12 protein-coding genes are annotated in these 16,368 nt (G+C 69.8%); 1 reads left to right on the plus strand and 11 read right to left on the minus strand.

Annotation, left to right across the window (positions count from 1 at the left end):
- The first annotated feature begins 10 nt into the window (after nucleotides 1-10).
- Nucleotides 11-1,396, plus strand: coding sequence for a transposase (locus AB0L53_RS03520; protein WP_363989649.1), 1,386 nt, complete (start codon nucleotides 11-13; stop codon nucleotides 1,394-1,396).
- A gap of 39 nt (nucleotides 1,397-1,435) precedes the next feature.
- Here the strand turns inward: AB0L53_RS03520 and AB0L53_RS03525 are convergent, their stop codons facing one another.
- From AB0L53_RS03525 to AB0L53_RS03575, 11 genes are all read right to left on the minus strand, one after another.
- Nucleotides 1,436-2,788 carry a hypothetical protein gene (locus tag AB0L53_RS03525; protein ID WP_363989652.1) on the minus strand — a complete coding sequence of 451 codons (1,353 nt, stop codon included), beginning with the start codon at nucleotides 2,786-2,788 and terminating at the stop codon, nucleotides 1,436-1,438.
- 74 nt (nucleotides 2,789-2,862) lie between these two features.
- On the minus strand, nucleotides 2,863-4,539 hold the full coding sequence (locus AB0L53_RS03530; RefSeq protein WP_363989656.1) for a hypothetical protein: 1,677 nt from the start codon (nucleotides 4,537-4,539) through the stop codon (nucleotides 2,863-2,865).
- A gap of 64 nt (nucleotides 4,540-4,603) precedes the next feature.
- Complete coding sequence (locus tag AB0L53_RS03535; RefSeq protein WP_363989659.1) at nucleotides 4,604-4,996, minus strand: NUDIX domain-containing protein; 393 nt, start codon at nucleotides 4,994-4,996, stop codon at nucleotides 4,604-4,606.
- A 42-nt stretch (nucleotides 4,997-5,038) separates the two neighbouring features.
- Nucleotides 5,039-6,139 (minus strand): bifunctional lytic transglycosylase/C40 family peptidase, encoded by a 1,101-nt coding sequence (locus AB0L53_RS03540; protein WP_363989662.1) that lies wholly within the window; start codon nucleotides 6,137-6,139, stop codon nucleotides 5,039-5,041.
- On the minus strand, nucleotides 6,136-6,765 hold the full coding sequence (locus AB0L53_RS03545) for a hypothetical protein (protein WP_363989665.1): 630 nt from the start codon (nucleotides 6,763-6,765) through the stop codon (nucleotides 6,136-6,138). Before AB0L53_RS03545 ends, AB0L53_RS03540 begins: the two co-directional genes overlap by 4 nt.
- Before the next feature lie 2 nt (nucleotides 6,766-6,767).
- Complete coding sequence (locus AB0L53_RS03550; RefSeq protein WP_363989668.1) at nucleotides 6,768-9,065, minus strand: type IV secretion system protein; 2,298 nt, start codon at nucleotides 9,063-9,065, stop codon at nucleotides 6,768-6,770.
- Nucleotides 9,062-11,542: an ATP-binding protein gene (locus tag AB0L53_RS03555; protein ID WP_358446224.1), complete on the minus strand. Its 2,481-nt coding sequence runs from the start codon at nucleotides 11,540-11,542 to the stop codon at nucleotides 9,062-9,064. Before AB0L53_RS03555 ends, AB0L53_RS03550 begins: the two co-directional genes overlap by 4 nt.
- Before the next feature lie 47 nt (nucleotides 11,543-11,589).
- Nucleotides 11,590-14,265, minus strand: coding sequence for a TcpE family conjugal transfer membrane protein (locus AB0L53_RS03560; RefSeq protein ID WP_363989672.1), 2,676 nt, complete (start codon nucleotides 14,263-14,265; stop codon nucleotides 11,590-11,592).
- Between the two features lie 56 nt (nucleotides 14,266-14,321).
- The gene (locus AB0L53_RS03565) at nucleotides 14,322-14,567 is read right to left on the minus strand and encodes a hypothetical protein (RefSeq protein WP_357652102.1); all 246 of its coding nucleotides are present in this window, start codon (nucleotides 14,565-14,567) and stop codon (nucleotides 14,322-14,324) included.
- Nucleotides 14,568-14,648: 81 nt separating this feature from the next.
- Nucleotides 14,649-15,398: a conjugal transfer protein gene (locus tag AB0L53_RS03570; protein ID WP_363989675.1), complete on the minus strand. Its 750-nt coding sequence runs from the start codon at nucleotides 15,396-15,398 to the stop codon at nucleotides 14,649-14,651.
- Nucleotides 15,399-16,027: 629 nt separating this feature from the next.
- Entirely contained in the window at nucleotides 16,028-16,327 is a 300-nt protein-coding gene (locus AB0L53_RS03575) for a hypothetical protein (protein ID WP_225296516.1), read from the minus strand.
- Nucleotides 16,328-16,368: the final 41 nt, after the last annotated feature.

The raw sequence follows: 16,368 nt of genomic DNA on the forward strand, positions 1-16,368 counted from the left end.
GTTCGAGTCGATGGGACGTGAGCATCGCGTGGGAGAGGGGGTGTTGCGCATGCTGGCGGGCCGGAAGTACCGCCTGGAGTTCGACTCCGGGCAGGCCGCGTTCGCCGAAAGGCTGGGCGGAATCTGCCGGGCCGTGTGGAACACCGGTCTCGAACAGCGGCGGGATTACCGGCGGCGCGGAGGGTGGATCGACTATGCCGAGCAGTGCGGGCAGCTCGCCGAGGCGAAGAAGGACCCGTACTGCGAGTGGCTCGCCGATGCCCCCGCCCAGGTGATCCAGCAGACCCTCAAAGACCTGGACCAGGCGTGCCGCAAGCATGGCACGTGGAGAGTGCGCTGGAAGTCGAAGGCGAAGTGGCGGCCCTCGTTTCGGTTCCCCACCGCCAAACACCTGCCCGTCGAGCGGATCGCCCGCAGGCGGGGGCGGGTGTTGCTGCCCAAGTTCGGGTGGGCGCGGTTTCGGATGTCGCGCCCGCTCGGGGGAAGCGTCAAGTCCGCGACCGTGTCCCGGGACGGCGAACACTGGTTCATCAGCTTCCTGGTCGAGGATGGGATCGCCGAGCGTGAGGAACATGCCTGCCCTGGATGGGTGGGCGTGGACCGGGGGGTGGTCACGGCCGCCGTGACGTCGGACGGGGAGTTCTTCGACCGCCGCCACGCCGGAACCGGCGGGGTCTCCTCCCGGCAGCCGCCGCAGGAGACGAAACGGGAGACGAAACAGGACCGAAAAGACGACCTCGGGTATGTCACGCCCGGCGAAGCGGAACGGTATATGCGGCTGCAACGCCGACTCGCCCGCACGCAGAAGGGATCGAAGCGCCGCAAGACGGTCAGGGCCGCGATGAGTGAGGCCATGCGGCGAGTGCGGTGGCGGCGCGCTGACTTCAACGCCCAAGCCGCGCACCGGCTCACCCGCGCCTACGGGCACGTGGTCATCGAAGATTTGAACACCAAGGGCATGAGCACGGCCGTCAAGCCCAAGCCCGACCCCGACCAACCGGGCAGGTTCCTACGCAACGGCGCGGCAGCCAAATCCGGGCTCAACAAGGCGATTCTCGACAAGAGCTGGTACGGCCTGGAAGTCGCCCTCCGCTCCAAGGCCCGCTACACCGGCAGCGTCATCCATAAGATCAACCCCGCGTACACGTCCCAGACATGCCCGGAACCTGCGTGCGGGAAGGTAGACGAGAAGAGCCGCAAGAGCCAAGCGATCTTCTCCTGCACTTCCTGCGAGCACACCGAGCACGCCGACATCGTCGGGGCGAGGAACATCAAGAGCAAAGGACAGGCGGCCGGGCCGGCCGTCTCAGGGCGTGGAGACCCACCCGGGTCCGCGAAACGTCAAGCACCCCGTTCCACAGCACGGGCCGCGCAAGCGGCACGAGCTGCCGCATAGCGGCACGGGAATCCCCATCCCTTCAGGGCGGGGAGCAGGTCAAGAGCGACGTCCCCAGCGGCGCTTGGGCTTCTGCGGAGGCAGCGGCTGGATGGCGGTCACATCGGCGGGCGCCCCATCGGCGGCCAGCCCTTCGAGTGTGGGCCCTTCGAGGGTAGGCCCTCCGGCACCAGGCCCTTCGGTGCCAGGCCCTTCGGTGCCAGGTCGAGGCTGGCCAATGCTCTGCCACGGCTCGGCGTCGCCGGTCTCGGCGGCCGAGGCGGCGCCCAGCGGGCGCTCAGGCGAGTCTTCGTACGGACCGGCACCACCGGGTGGGATGTCCGCGGGCGGCTGCTCAGCCGGGACCAGAGCCTCGAACGGAGCCCGGTACGACTCCCCCTGGGGCTCGGGCCGGCTGAAGGCATCGAAGTCGGACTTGGCCGGCTCCTGGCTGAACGTGTCGAACTCGTCCGGATGCAGCACCACCGGCTCGCCCGCCGGGGGTGGCTGCGCGGGGCCGTAGCCGGGCTGGCCGTACATGTTCGGGTCCTGATAGACCGCGCCGTACTGGACTTGTCCCCCTGGATAGGTCTGTACGGGGACGAAGCTGATGATCGGCGCGTACGCCGTACCGCCCGGATAACCGGGCGCCGCGAAACCGGCAGTGGCATAGCCAGGGCCCGCCGGATAACCAGCCCCTCCGGGGGCTCCGGGGAAGCCGGGCTGACCCGGGCCGCCCTGCGGGCCCGCCTTGCGTACAGCCGCCGCGTGGGCCATCCGGCGCAGCCGCCCCTCGAAGATGAGCACCGCGAACAGCACCAGCAGCACCAGCACGAGCGCCGGGATGCTGAGCTGCTGCGTCAGCGTCCGCTGGTCGTACTCGGGGGCCGCGTTACGCAGTTCAAGCGGGACCGACTCCTCCGTCGAGCTCTCCGTCAAACTCGGCGACGGCGTCGTCGAAGGGGTCTCGACGGGCGCCACGGTGGGCAGGACGACGTCCGTGTCCGTGGGCTCGGGCGTGGACGAGGTGGTGGTCGTAGACGGCACCTCCACGCTCTGCGACGGCAACGGCTGCAGCTGCGAGGGCGTGGTCTTGGGCGTGCTGGGGGTCGAGCTCGGCGTCTTCGATTGCTTCGGGGTGCTCGTCTTCGTCGTCGTCTTCGTGGGCGCGGTGACGGTCTTGGTGATCGTCGTTTCCGGGTCCGGAGTGGGGGTGTTCATCGTCGTGGTGACCGTGACGGTGGTCTCCGGCGTGATGTCGCACACCTCGCCCGCTTCACAGGGCTCGACGGCGGGGTCGTAGGCGACCGCGGAGGCGCTCGCGCTCTGGAGGACGAAGGGAACCGCACCGGCACCCGTCAGGCCTAAGGCCAGGATCAGTGCGGACACGGCCGTCACTCGCGTACGTGCCACCTGTGCCCTCCGCGCAGTCCCGAAACCATGGTCAAGGGAATCCTAGCCGGGTAAAAGTAACAGTAAAGACGGAATTACAACACCTTTCGTCGCAATCGCGCCCGTTGTGCCCTGGCGACCAGCCACAGCGCACCGAGCAGCATCGCGATCCCGCCCGCGACCCATGGCAGTCCGCGTACGCCTGCCAGGGGATTCACCCGCTCGGCCGGTTGAAAGCGGTTACCGGTAATGGCGAATGGCAAGGGCGGCCCAACTTCTTCGGCCGATGTCATGGCCCCCCAACCGGTTCCCGCACCGGCACCGAAACCCGGAGCGCCAAGTCCGGGAGTGCCGCCTTGTGGGGCTTGTGGGGTGCCGCCTTGTGGGCTGCTCACTTCTGGAGCCCCGACTCTCGGTGTGCCACCGACGCCCGGAGTGCCACCGACGCCCGGAGTGCCGAGCCCCGATGTCGGCGGCGGGAGGACCTGGGGCAGGGTCAGCGCGGGCTCGCGCCGCAGCTCAGGCGCCGGGACCTGGACGGCCGTGCCGTTCGGTACGGGGCTGGACGCGTGCGCATGACCGGCTGAGACCATCCGCAGATGCGACTTCGCGGTATGCCCGTTTCTTGGGCGCACCCTTCCGGCGACCGATGTCCCGTCCGGACGAGCGTCCTCGGCGCCGCGTTGGACGCGCACCGCTCGGCCGCTCAGGGTGACGTCACCCCGTGGGATCTCGACGAACGTCCCCGTGCTGTCATCGGCGGACTCCCCGCGCACCGCCCCCTCTCCACGTGTCCCCTGCGAAAGCGTCTGAGCGGGTGTCTTCGTCCCCTTCGGCAGGGTCGCGACAGGTGTCGTCGGCCTGCCGCTCGTCCTGACAGGCGCGCTCACTGGGGCCTTGACAGAGGTCGTGGTCGAGCCGACGACGGTCGCGACACCGCCGCCCGCCGTGTCACGCGCTCGAGCCGCCGCCGTGAGTACGACCTCCTTCGGCCCGCGCGGCACGGTGAGCAGCACATCCACGAACCGATCCCCCGCCACATCACCCAACGCACACACCCGCGCCACGGGGACCACGCCCGGAGCCACCCCGCCCGCCGCGACTCCGCCCCCTGGGCGCGTCCCGCCGGGCGCGGTCACACCCGACGCGGCCAGCACCGACGATGGCCCGGACGCCAGGACGCCTCGCGACGTCGCCACCCCGGCGACCGGTCGCCCATCCACTGACGCCTGTCCGTCAGTCGCCTCACCAGCGGCGAGGGCGTTCAGCGCGGCGGTCCGAGCCGCCAGAGCACCGCCCGGGGTAGCCTGCCCGCCCGCAGCCCGGCCATCGCTTGCCAGTCCACCCGAAACCGCCTGTCCGCCCGGAATCGCCAGCCCACCCGGGGCTGCCTGCCCGCCCGGAGTCGCTCGCCCCTCAACCGCCTGATCCCCCGGCCCACCCACGATTCCCGGACCCGTGTCCAGCAACCCACCAGCAGGCAAGCTGGGGCACGTCATCGACGTCAGCGCGTTCGCCGGGCTGGTCGCCACCGCGAGCCGGGCGTCGCTGCCCATCCCCTCCAGGCTCACCCGAAACCGCAGCGCATCCCCCGTACGCACCCATCGCCCGATCTCGCCGGCATCGCCCAGCCGCTCGAAGACCAGCGCGATACCAGCCCCGCCAGCGGCCCTGAAGACCTCGGCCGCCACGGGCTCGCACTGGATGCCCGCCAAAACCGACGCCCCCGCGAAGGCCAGTGCCCCCGCCACGATCCAGCCATGTCTGACCACGTCGCCTCCCCTCAGGCCGCGTGACATTACGCTCAGTAATCGTTATGTCACCCAGAGGAGATGGTTAACCCTGTCGGAGCAGATCTTCCACGGCTTCCATGACCGGCAGATCGGCCCCGAGCCAGGCCACGTCGTAATACTCGCCAGGTCCGAGCCACCGCAGCGCCAGATGCTCCTTGGCCTCCAGCACGCCCGAGGCCAGGGAGGCCAGCCAGGCCCGCATGACGTACCCCTCGGACAGCGGCCAGTCGCCGCCCACCCGCGCGCCCACCGACACGGTCACGCCGAGCTCCTCGCGGCACTCCCGGATCAGTGCCTCGATCTCGCTCTCGCCGGGATCCACCTTGCCGCCCGGGAACTCCCACCCGCCGGCGAGAGCGGGCGGCTCGGCCCGCTGCGCGGCGAGTATGTGCCCGTCCGAGGAGACGATCACCGCCGCCACCACGATCACCGTCATACCGCCACCACGACCATCATCACGCCGTCACCACGATCACTGTCATAGTGCGGCATTCTGCAGCTTCTTAAGCTGTTCGAGCACGTCGGGGTTCTGTAACGGACGGGTGAAACCCATAATATTGCCGCGCGCTTGATACGTCGTCACCTTGATCGGCCCGCACAGCGTGCAGCGGGCCTCCACCATCTTGCCCTTCGACACGATCATTCCGACGTGCCCGGGGTTGTCCGGCCCCGTACCCGGCCCGGCATTGAAGAACACCAGGTCGCCCGCCTGCTCGTCACCCTGCGGGATCTTCACGCCGAACGGCCACTGCCCGAACGTGGTCCGCGGGATCGACAGCCCGGCCGCCCGGTAGGCGGCGTAGATGATGCCCGAGCAGTCGAAGGCGTCGGGCCCGGTCCCGCCCCACAGGTACGGCTTGCCGCGCTGGGCCAGCGCGAACTCCAGGATCTTGGCCACTACGTCACTCGGCGCGGCCTCGACCAGCGGATCGTCACAGGCCTCGTCGGCCTGCGGCGGCACCTCGACGTCACCGGACTTGGCGTAGCCCTTGGCGATCTGCTCGACCTGGTCGACGTACCACCAGGCGCGGTTGTAGATGAACAGCGCCTGCCGTACCTTCTCCGGAGCGCCGTTGCGCTTGAGCATCTTCGCGGCGCCCAGGATCGCGTCGGCGGGGTTGTAGATGTCAGCCACGCCGTCACCGTCGCCGTCGGAGGCGTACCCGTTGAACTTCGACGACATCGCGATCCGCGCCTTGCCGCCCCACGTGCCGATCAGGAACTGCATCGGCCCGGCCGCGCCCGCGTAGTTGGTGCCACTCTTGACGCCCGCCATGTTCGAGCGGCCGTGGTCGGTCTCGCGCTTGCCGACGGCGGCCAGGATGTTCCACTGGACACCGATCTTCGTGCCGAACTTCTTGTAGAGCTCCAGATAGTCGGCCGGGATGTCGGAGGCGCCGGTGTCGGACACCTCCTGTACGGGCGTGTCGCCGTTGACGCAGTCGGTACGGGCGGTGCTCCCGCTGCCGAGGAACGACGGGATCGAGGTCATGAGCATCGGCGACATGATGACGACGGCGAGAAGCAGCACCCCAGCGGCTCCGACCGCCAGGGCGACGCGAGCGCGGGAGGTGTTCACCCTTGGGTGTCTCCGTCCTGGCCCGCGTCGGCGGGTTGCAGGTCGAAGACCCGCCAGTCGGCGCCCATCTGACTCACGGTGACCGCGTAGTCGTCCACGACCTGCTTGTTGCCGCTCTTGGCGGTGATCTGCTGCGTGCCGGTCACCACGAAGATGACGGACGACTTCTCGACCTGCCTGATCTCCTTCATCTTGGCCGTCCCCGCCGCCACGAGTTCGTCGGCGCGGTCGCGCTCGACGGTGCCGGGCGAGGTGCGTGTCCTGGCGAGCACGTTGCCGAACTCGGCCGTGGTGAACACCTTGACCCGATCCACATAGGCCGAGGGCTCCTCGTCGTAGCGGAACGTTCCGTACGCGGCGGTGAACCGCTCGGCCAGGTCGGACGCCGCGGCGAGTTGCTCCTTGGTCATCGGCAGGTAGGAGTAGATGTCGAACGGCTTGCCGCTGGCGGTCGCCAGCGGCTTGCTCGGCGCGGCCGGTGAGACGGTCGTGGTGTGGCCGGCGGGCGCCTGCCCCGCGTCCGGTTCGCCGGAGTCCGGCCACATCGTCAGGTAGATGCCGACGGCGGCGATGACCACCACGATGGCGGCGAAGGCGACGCCCCGCCTGTCACCCGGCTGCGCCATGATCAGTCCCTGTCCGGATTGCTGGGCTTGAGCCAGAACGGCACGGACGGCTCGCCCTCACCGGAGCCGCCGCCACGGCGGCTGCTCGGCAGCCAGAGCGGCGGCGCCTCGGAGGAACGGCCCTTCGGCTCGTCGGCCGGGCGCCGACCACCTGAACCGCCACCCCCGAACATCCCGCCGCCCGACGACCCACGACTCGCCGACCGGGACCCGCCAGAACCGCCGGAACCCCCCGAACCGCCCGAGCCACCCGAACGACCGGAGCCACTCAGCCAGGATCCACCCGAGCCTGACCCGCCCGACCTGGAGCCGCCAGAACCGCCAGAACCGCCGAACCGCGTGCCACCCGACCTGGAGCCACCGGAGCCGCCCGCACCACGCCGTGACGCCCAGCCACCCCCGGAACCTCCACCGAACCAGCCGCCTCCACCGGCCCCGCCACTCCCCGCACCGGCGCTCCCGGCACCGGCACTCCCAGAACCGGCGGCGGACCCGCCAGACGGCCGCGCTCCACCAGGCGACGGAGTGCCACGAGTGCGGGTCGGCGTGCCGCTCAGATTGAGTGGCGGCGCGGCCCCGGCCCGCGGTGCGGGAACCTGCCGGCCCGCGGCCTTCCCGTCCTGCTTGTCGGTGTTCAGCGGCGCCGCCGTGGCGGGGACCCGGGTGCCGGACGCGGCCACGCCCTCCGCGCTCTCCTGCCCACGGGCCCGCCCCTGGGCCACCGTGGACGCCGCCGCCGCGGTGCCCGCCGACGCGCCCATCGCCGCCGCCTGGATGAGCGGCTCGGCCTTGCGCGCACCCCATCGGCCGATCCTGGCCGCCGCCACTGGCGGCAGCGCCGAGGACGACCGCTCGAGTACGGAGGAGGACGCGGCGTCGCCGAGCATGCGCGTGGTCAGGGTGTGCCCGTTCATCGAGGCGAACAGGTGCTGGAACGGCCGCCGGTAGAAGAACACCGCGATCGTCAGCAGCGCCATGAACAGGATCTGCAGCCCCCACGGCATGGCGGTCGAGATGATCAGCGCATAGCCGTACACCAGCACGCCGAGCACGAGCGCGAGCACGGCCTGCCGGAGCAGCGTGCCGATCAGCATCTCCACCCAGCGCATGGCGATGATCCGCCCGCTGCCCGGATGTACGCCGATCAGCAGGAACACCGGCCCGAGTATGAGCAGCAGCAGGAAGCCGACCTTCAGCACCAGCAGCGAGACCGCGACCAGGAAGATGAGCACCCCGGCGACCAGGGCGGCGATCAGCGCGCCGATGGCCACGCCGAGCCTGCTGGTCCAGTCACGGCCGGAGAAGATCATGTAGCGGGAGTCGTTCTTGAGCTTCTCGGCGATCTCGGCGTACTTGGCCTGATGCGCGCCGACGTCCGGCGCCGGTTGGTTGGCCGTCGCGGCGGGGATCGACTGGGTCTCCAGCATCGTACGGCCGAAGTCGCGCACGATCGGCTGGTTGGGGTCGGCGGTGCCGAACAGGCCCATCAGCCACGGCTTGCAGACCAGCGTGGACCACAGCGCCTCGGCGTTCTGGTCGACCCCTGGCGTGCCGGTCTGGCCGTAGCCGCCCGCCTTGACCTGCGGGTTGGTCTGGCCAGGGCCGGGCAGGCAGGAGGCGCCGCCCGCGCCGGGCAGGCCGGAGAAGGCGGAGTTGACGACCTCGCCGGTCTTGTCCGTGACGATCGTGCCGAGGCCGGTGAAGTCGCCGGGCCGGCTGAAGAACCAGGTCGCGACCGTGACCGCGAGCACCATCCAGATCACGCCTTCGGCGGTGGTGGTGGCCCGCTTGCGGATCAGCCCGTACCAGGCCAGCCAGATCGCGCCGAGGATGACGAGCGGCCGGAGCAGCGGCCAGTACATCGCGTTGGACAGGTTCGTCACGATGTCATCGACCACGTCCTTGATGGACTGCAGCGGCCCTTCCGTGGCCGCCGCCTGGTAGGTGGTGATGGTCACCCGGTCGATCGCCTTGGCCCACAGGAAGATCGTGTTGGCCCAGGTGTTGCCGAGCACCGCGGCGAAGTCGGAGCAGCCCAGGTCGTAGGTGTGCCAGAACTGGCCGCTCATGCCGAACTGGGCGTAGTTGGTGGTCGGCGCCGCCGCGGCGCCGCCCTCGGGCGCGGGCGGCTGCATCATGCCGTCGGAGCCGCTGCCGATCACCTCGGGAGCCAGCGCGCCGGACAGGTCGCAGGGGGCCGCGGCGGCGGGCGATAGCGAGCCCACCACGATCGGCACCACGAGGATGCCCACGAGCAGGGCCAGAGCTAGCGCGAGCCGCCTGGGTAGCCGGATCTTCATGACCGCACCTCCTGCGCTCTGCCGCCCACTCCCCCTTGAAGATCATGATGCCCGTTGTCGCTGGGTTTGTCGTGTGTCGGATTGGTGTCGAGCCAGCGGAGCAGGTCTTCGGAGATCAGGTCTACTCCGATGCGGCCCGCCCTGCCATCCAGATCACGGAAAATGCATTCGCCGTTGCCGAGCGATCTCAGCACCGCCTTGTGCTCTTCCGATGCCTCCACGCCCAGCAGGGACATCACGTGCTCGACCTCCACCCGCTCGGTGGACCTGAACGCGAAGACCGAGGACAGACAGTTGGTGACCTGCTCGTTCAGCAGGTCACCGGCATTCTGTGAGACGAGCACCAGCGCGGTGTTGCGAGAACGACCCATGCGGCTGACCTCCGGCACCAGCTTCGCACCCTCGGGCGTGGACGTGATCGCCCATGCCTCGTCCAAGAAGATCGCCTTGGGCGCGCGGCGGTCCAGGCTGTTCATCAGCCGCCGGGCGAACTGGGAGACCAGGTAGAGCAGCGCGACCGACAGCCGCTGCTCATAGGAGTAGTCGTCGCGGCCCGTCGCCACGTCGGGCAGCGTCAGGCCGCCGAGCGTGAACACGGTCGTCCAGCCCTCGGTGTCGACCTGGTCGCCTCCTGAGGGGTCGAAGCAGAGTTTGGCCAGCCGCATCTCCGACATGGAGCGGAGTACGGCGCCGAGGTTCTTGGAGGCGGCGTCCGTGGACTGCTCCAGGAACTCCACCACCTTGCCGAGCGACGGGTCCACGCCGTTGGACACGGCCGCGACGGCCTGGATCATGGCCGACTCGCGTTCCTCCGACATCCGGGGCAGGAGCAGGCGCAGCGTCTCGGTGGCCATGGTCTTCTTGGCCGCGATGTCGTCGCCGAACGAGAACGGGTCGAGCAGGCCGGGCGCCGCCGAGCCGAGCGGGATGACGCGGGCCTTGCGCTCGCGCTTCTGCAGCAGCTGCACCAGCGACTCGGCGTCGCCCTTGGGGTCGATCACGGCGACGGTGACGCCGCGCAGCGCCATCTGGTAGATCATCAGCAGCGCGAGCGTGGTCTTGCCGCCACCGGGCTCGCCGGTGATCGCGATGGCCGTCGGCCGGTTGCGGGTGGCCGCGACGAGCGGGTCGAAGTGCACGATGCTGCGGGCCCTGCCGACGGTCTCCCCGATGTACGGCCCGAGCCAGCCTTCGCTGCCGTCGCCCAGCCGGTCGCCCAGGTCCACGGTCGCCGTGGCCATGCCGCCGGCGATCGTCCGCAGCGGCTGCCGCTGGGCGTAGGCGTTGACCCTGACCTTCTCGCCCGGCAGAGCCTCGCAGAACAGCGAGAACTGGTCGCCGGTCGAGCTGACCACGTCGATGCCCATGTCACGGTAGTGCTCGACGACCGCTTCGACCCGCTGTACGCACAGGTCCTCGGTCGGGGCCGACACGATCAGCCGGTGCCAGCCGTACACGAAGGGCAGCCGCTCCTTCGTGATGCCGTGCTCCAGCATGCGGGCCGCGTCGATCTGCTCGGCGAGCGCGAGCGGTGCCTCCGCGCCGGCCTCGCGGATGTGGATGTCCATGTCGCGCGCGTGCGCGAGCTTGCGCGCGACGTCCTTCGACGCCTTGACCGGCGGGATCAGCCGCATCCTCGACGAGATCTCGACGGGGAAGGGCAACTGGTCGGCGAAGTGCAGCCACGGCTCGCCGTCCGGGAACGGCATGATGTCCGGGAAGCGGGCGAACGACAGCTGCGCGACATAGGAGTCGCCCTGCGGCTGCACGATGCGCAGCAGCGACCTGCCGTTGTGGATCTCTCCCTCGACCAGCGACTCGATCTCGCCCTTGCCCCAGCGCCGCTTCGGGCTCGCCGACGGCGGCGGATCGCCGAGCGCGCCCGCGGCCGAGTGCTGGAACAGCCACGCCACCTCCACGGAGGTGGCATGCCTGGCGTAGAGGGCGCTGGAGGCGAGCGCCCGGCCCAGCCGTTCGGCCTGCTCGGTCCATCTGCCGATCTCGCCGTCCGGCACATGGTCGTCCTCGAGCCCGAGTGCCTTCTCCGTACGCTGGTAGAAGCCGAACAGCTGCCCCAGCACGCCCGCGCCCACCTGCTTGCCCCGGGGACCGAGGCGGACACCGATGTAGACCTCCTTGGACCAGAAGTCCTTGGCCCAGACGTGCCGGTACATCTCCTCCAGATAATCGCGCCAGCCCGACCCCTCATCGGAGGTGGCGTTGAGCGCCATCGCCCATTCGGCCGCGGGATAGGTGCGGTGCGCGACCCTCAGGTGTACCTCTGCGTCGGGCATCCGGATCGTGGCCAGCGCGATCGTGATGTTGGTGGCCAGCGCCTCACGCTCTTCCGGCGTGACGAACTCGTAGCTGATCGTCGGAAGTCGGAAATACGCCCATGCGCAGGTGTTGGTGAGCAGGATGCGGTCGTCGAAATAACGGACCGCCAGGCGCTGATGCGCTCGGGACCCCCTGCTCATGCCGCCCCCTCGGCGCATGAACAAGTCAGACCTGCTCGCATGTTCACTTATCGCTCACCGATTCTCGTGCCCGGGGGGTCACTCGCCAACTCCTCTTCGCTCGGACGGACCGTCTGTGCCGCAAAGCCCGCGACCACGACCCCGGCGAGGGCGAGGTAGGCCCGCCGCCCGGCCGCGCGCAACTGCCCAGGATCGACCGCCCCGTCGCCGCCCGGCGCCAGGTCGTCCTCCCAGGGGACCCTGACGATGGCCCGGCACCTGCCGCTGGCCACCGACTCCGCCTGCTCGACATCGGCCATCGAACGCCTGCTCACGCCGTTGACCACCATGACCGCCCGCCTGCGCAGGTCCGCGCAGCCGTGCCCGTCGAGCCACTCGTACGTCATCGCCACCGCCTCGGGCGCCTCCTCACTCGCGGGGACCACCAGGACCAGCTGGTCGGCGTACGGGAGCACGCGAGCCGCGAGCGCGGCGGCCGGGTCCATGACGGCCAGCTTGTAGTGCCGGTCGAGCAGGTGCATGGCCTGGCCCAGCCGGTGGTCGGAGAACAGCGTCCGGTCGGACAGCCGCTGCTCGGCGTCCGCGTCGGTGTCGGCGCCGATCACCTCGAGCCCCGACCCGGTGCGGGTGGTGTAGCCCCGCATGGTCAGGTAGCCGCTGACCCGCTCGAGCCCCGCCAGCAGTGAGGCCAGCGTCTCGGGCGTCTCCGGGTCGATCCTGCTGGTCAGGGTGTTGCCACCGATGTTGGCGTCGATGGCCACGACCCGGTCGTCGCGATACTGGGCGAAGGTGTGCCCCAGCATCAGTGCGGTCGTGCTCTGCCCCGCGCCGCCCGTACAGCCGAGCACCACGACCCGGCGACTGCCGCTGAACACCGCCCGCGTCCGGGCCTCGTCGATCTCCGATCCGTCGGTCCGCACGCTGCCGCCGCCGACGACCACCTGCGCGATCCGCCGCCAGCCACCGGAGTCGCGGCCGACCACGGACTCGACCCGCCGCACCCGCTCGCCCGGCGTGGGCCCCTGGGTGATCTGCCTGGCCGCGGGCGGCCGCACGACCTGCTCGCTCTGCCCGCTCTGCCCGCTCTGCTCGCTTTCGAACGGCCCGATGCCCGCTGCCTCGTCCGCGTACGCCCTACTGACCGCTGCCTCGTCCGCATACGTCCCGCTGTCGCGGTCGCTTGGCGACGCGGCTCGCTCGCCCTTCGCGGAGCCGATCCCTTGAGGGCCTCGCTCGCTCTTCGCCGGGCCGTTCTCCTGACGGACCCGCTCGCTCTTGGCGGGGCCGATCTCGTGGACGGACGCGGTGGTCTCGGGCCCTTGGAGGGACGCGGTGGTCGCGGACTCGTCGCGTCCCACGGGAGCCGTCCCGGCCTTCTGGGCCTCATCGTCGCGCGTCATCGGCCGGATGAACCGCACCGGCTTGCTGTCGGGGCTGAGCGGCGGCCAGAGCCGTTGCACATCCGGGAACACCAGCGGCGGGCTCTGCCTGGGCGGCTTCCCTTTCCTGTGCTGGTCACGCGCCACCTCGTCCGCTCCGGCCGCACGCACCTCCTCGGGACCGGCGTCGTCGGAGGGGATCACGTCAGAGGGAGTCGCGTCGGCGCTCGCCGTCTCGGCGCTCGCCGTCTCAGAAGGGGCCGTCTCAGAAGGGGCCGTCTCAGAAGGGGCCGTCTCAACCCGCGCTGCCTCACGAGGGGCCGCCTCAGCGCGGGTCGCCTCGCTGGACGCCGTCGTGTCGGCGCTCGCCGCCAACCTGCGCAGCCGCCGCAGCGCCTCCGTGTCGATCGGCTTCCCGGCCGCCCGGACGACGCCGTCGCCGCCACCGTCGACCGGCTTCCCGGCCGCCTGAGCGGCGTCGTCGCCGCCAGCGTCGACCGGCCTCCCGACCGCCCGGACGACGTCTTCGCCGCCAGCGTCACCCTGCACGGCGATCAGCGGCGGCTCCGTAGGCCGTGAACCGCTCTCAGCGGTCCTGCCCACCCTCGGCCCCACACCCGATGTCTTGTCCGCCGACGAGCCCGCCTTGGCCGACCGTGAGCCCATCGCCAGTGCCTTGTCCGGGAGTACGGAGGACTCAGGCTGGAGTACCGGCGGCTGGACCGCGAGCTCGGTGCCCAGGGCGGGCGCGGTGCCGCGGCGCGTGACCGAACCCCAGCCGGGTCGGGCGGGCCTGGGCTCGGCGACCGGGGCCTGGGCGGCCGCCGCGGCGGCCGCCGCGACCGCGGGGCGGACCTGGCGCGGACCGGTAACCGGCTCGGCGCCGACAGCTCGCCTGGTCTCGGTGGCGAGCTCCAGCTCGGCGCGGCGCTTGCGCTGGGGCTGGCGCGCCTTGCGCGGCGCTTTGACCCTTTTGGGAGTGACCCGCCAGACGCGTCCCGCGAAGGTGACCGTCTCGGGCTCGGAAGTCGGCGCCATCCGGCACCAGGCCCGCGGCTCGCCCACGTAGCGCAGCTGCGACTGCAGGAGCTCGGTCAAACGCTTGCTCTCGATCACCGGGCGGGTGGACAGCCAGGTGACGACACCCGGAGGCACCAGGTAAAGCACGTGCCATGGTGCGGCGAAAGGGATGTGCAGGAGCATGAGGAGCAGGGACCATGGAGCCAGCACGCCGACGAACACGCCGATCCACACGATCGGGAGGGGCATCGGCAGCCGTAGGTCGTACAGCTTGTAGAGCCGCTTCTCAATTCGCCAAATATTGGTATACGTGGGCAGGTCCACGCGGTCCTCCTCTCCACCCGCTCGTACAATGACCGCCCTTGAGCGGTCTCAACCCTTTACTTGATGCCCAGTGCTCCCGCGATCGCCTTCGCCGTCACCTCAATGATGTTGGGCACGTAGAAGATCACGCCGATGGCGATGGCCAGGATGAGGAACTGCACGAACCTCGTGATCTCGCGCGTGAAGAGGAAGAAGAGCGCGACCACGGAGACGACGACAAGGAAGAGCGGGGCGAAGAAGGCCCGCAGGAAGTTGGCGAGCCCCTCGGAGTCGATGCCGGTGGGGGCGGGCGTTGGCGTCATTTCGATCAGGTTGAGCACTATCGTTTTCAAGATCACTTCTTTGTCCTCCCGGGGGTACCGATCAACAGGGCGTTCGTGCGTCTACCCAACGGCCCGACCGGCACCGCGGATGTCGTCGACGTACCATTTGTCGCCCTGCTTCTCGACGGTGAGGCGATATGCCTGCTCCAGGCGGGCGCCGACCGCGTTGGCGTCGGCGGCGTCCGGTTCGGCCGACGGCGTCGCGCCGCTCGGCACGCTCCACACCACGACCACCTGGATCTCTCGAGTGGCGCCCCCCACAGGCACCACGATGTCCTTGAGCTCGGCGAAGGTGAAGGCGCCGCCGAAACTCGTGATGCTCTTGCCCTGGGCGACATAGCGCTGCAATCCCGTCGTGTCGCCTGAGCCGTAGTTCTTGAAGAAGTCCTCCATCTGCGGCTTGAGCTCGGCGGCGACGGCGTCGTCGTTCTCGGGCTTGGCGAGCTGGGGCAGATCCGCCCGGCCGGGCGCGGGCAGTATGGCGGGCCGGCCGGAGACGACGAAGCTGCCGCCGTCGGCCGAGTAGTAGATCGGGACCGACAGCATCATCCTGCGGGAGCCCGACTGGAAGGCCACGGTGACGATCGCGTCGCTGGCGCTGGTGGCCTCGATGTCGTAGGGCTGGATCGCGACGGCGGCCAGCTTGCCGTTGCCATCCCAGCCCATCTGCTGATCCATGCCGTCCGCCAGGAACGCGGCCAGCTTGCCCGCCCTGCTCGGCGCGTCGGCGGGCGTGAAATTCAGATAGACGCCGGCGAACTGGGCCGCGAACGCCATGCCGCGGTCGGCCGGGAATCCGTGATTGGCCACGGGCGCCTCATTCGGAGCCGCCGCACCACTCTGGGTAAACCTCTCAAATGGGGCACGGACCCCATTAACCACGATAACTATGATAAGCGCCCAAAGAACGATTCGGCCGGTCCACACCAGCCATCTCCCGCCGGCGCCAGACCAGCCGCCACGGCGCGGCCTGCGGGCAGGCGACACGTCGAAGTCGGCCATGTCATGGCGAGCCGAAAGCTCGGGGTCGCCAGGGATCCGAGGACCCTGCTGGACGGTTGACCTACGAGCCATCACGCCTCCGCTCGCGCCGATCCCCCGGGCTGGCGCGGTGTCGTCCGTTGCCGATCCCCATCATCCGCGGTGAAGCAGTCACCTTACCGGTCTCCGCCATTGTTCCAGGAAAGCCACGCCCATGCTGCAGGCATCGCCGTCCATGGGCAAACCAGGTTGTGTATGCCACGCTGGAGTGCCAACTCTTGTCACTTCCCCTGCCAAATGGGCATTTGACCAGGCCAGAGGCCGGTAATGGCATAGCCCTGCGGCCATGGATTCCTGTCCAAACCAGCCATGGACTCTCTTTGACCTGCGGAATTGGTATAACACGCGAACGGCCGCATGCCCGCCAAGGGGCCTGCGGCCTGGTGCGTGGCGCGCCCTCAGGCAGGCTCTGGGTCCTGTCCCAAGTCGCGCCGTCTCCTGCTGCGCAGATCGACCACCGTGGGCGCCACCGACCGCTCCAGCGAACCACGCAGGCCTTCGAGCATGGTGGCGGCGTCCTGCCCACGCACCCGCATGGCGAGCTCTTCGCGCTCGTCCACTTTCCTGCGCAAGTACGCCTCGCGATTGACGCGCAGACCGTACATGAGCTCGACCCGCAACAGTGCGAGCTCCTCTTCGAGGCTGATGCCCGCCAGTGAAGGTGCGGGACGTCGTTTCCGGATGATGCGACGGATCATGAGGGCCCTCCCGAGTCAGCGTAAACGCTGTGACGATTCGA

Source organism: Nonomuraea sp. NPDC052129, from assembly GCF_040680095.1.
Classification (GTDB): Bacteria; Actinomycetota; Actinomycetes; order Streptosporangiales; family Streptosporangiaceae; genus Nonomuraea.

Coding starts and splice junctions, on each gene's coding strand:
- AB0L53_RS03520 (WP_363989649.1), top strand. CDS start 11: ATGGGACGTGAGCATCGCGTGGGAGAGGGGGTGTTGCGCATGCTGGCG.
- AB0L53_RS03535 (WP_363989659.1), bottom strand. CDS start 4,996: ATGACGGTGATCGTGGTGGCGGCGGTGATCGTCTCCTCGGACGGGCAC.
- AB0L53_RS03545 (WP_363989665.1), bottom strand. CDS start 6,765: ATGGCGCAGCCGGGTGACAGGCGGGGCGTCGCCTTCGCCGCCATCGTG.
- AB0L53_RS03550 (WP_363989668.1), bottom strand. CDS start 9,065: ATGAAGATCCGGCTACCCAGGCGGCTCGCGCTAGCTCTGGCCCTGCTC.
- AB0L53_RS03555 (WP_358446224.1), bottom strand. CDS start 11,542: ATGAGCAGGGGGTCCCGAGCGCATCAGCGCCTGGCGGTCCGTTATTTC.
- AB0L53_RS03565 (WP_357652102.1), bottom strand. CDS start 14,567: ATGACGCCAACGCCCGCCCCCACCGGCATCGACTCCGAGGGGCTCGCC.
- AB0L53_RS03575 (WP_225296516.1), bottom strand. CDS start 16,327: ATGATCCGTCGCATCATCCGGAAACGACGTCCCGCACCTTCACTGGCG.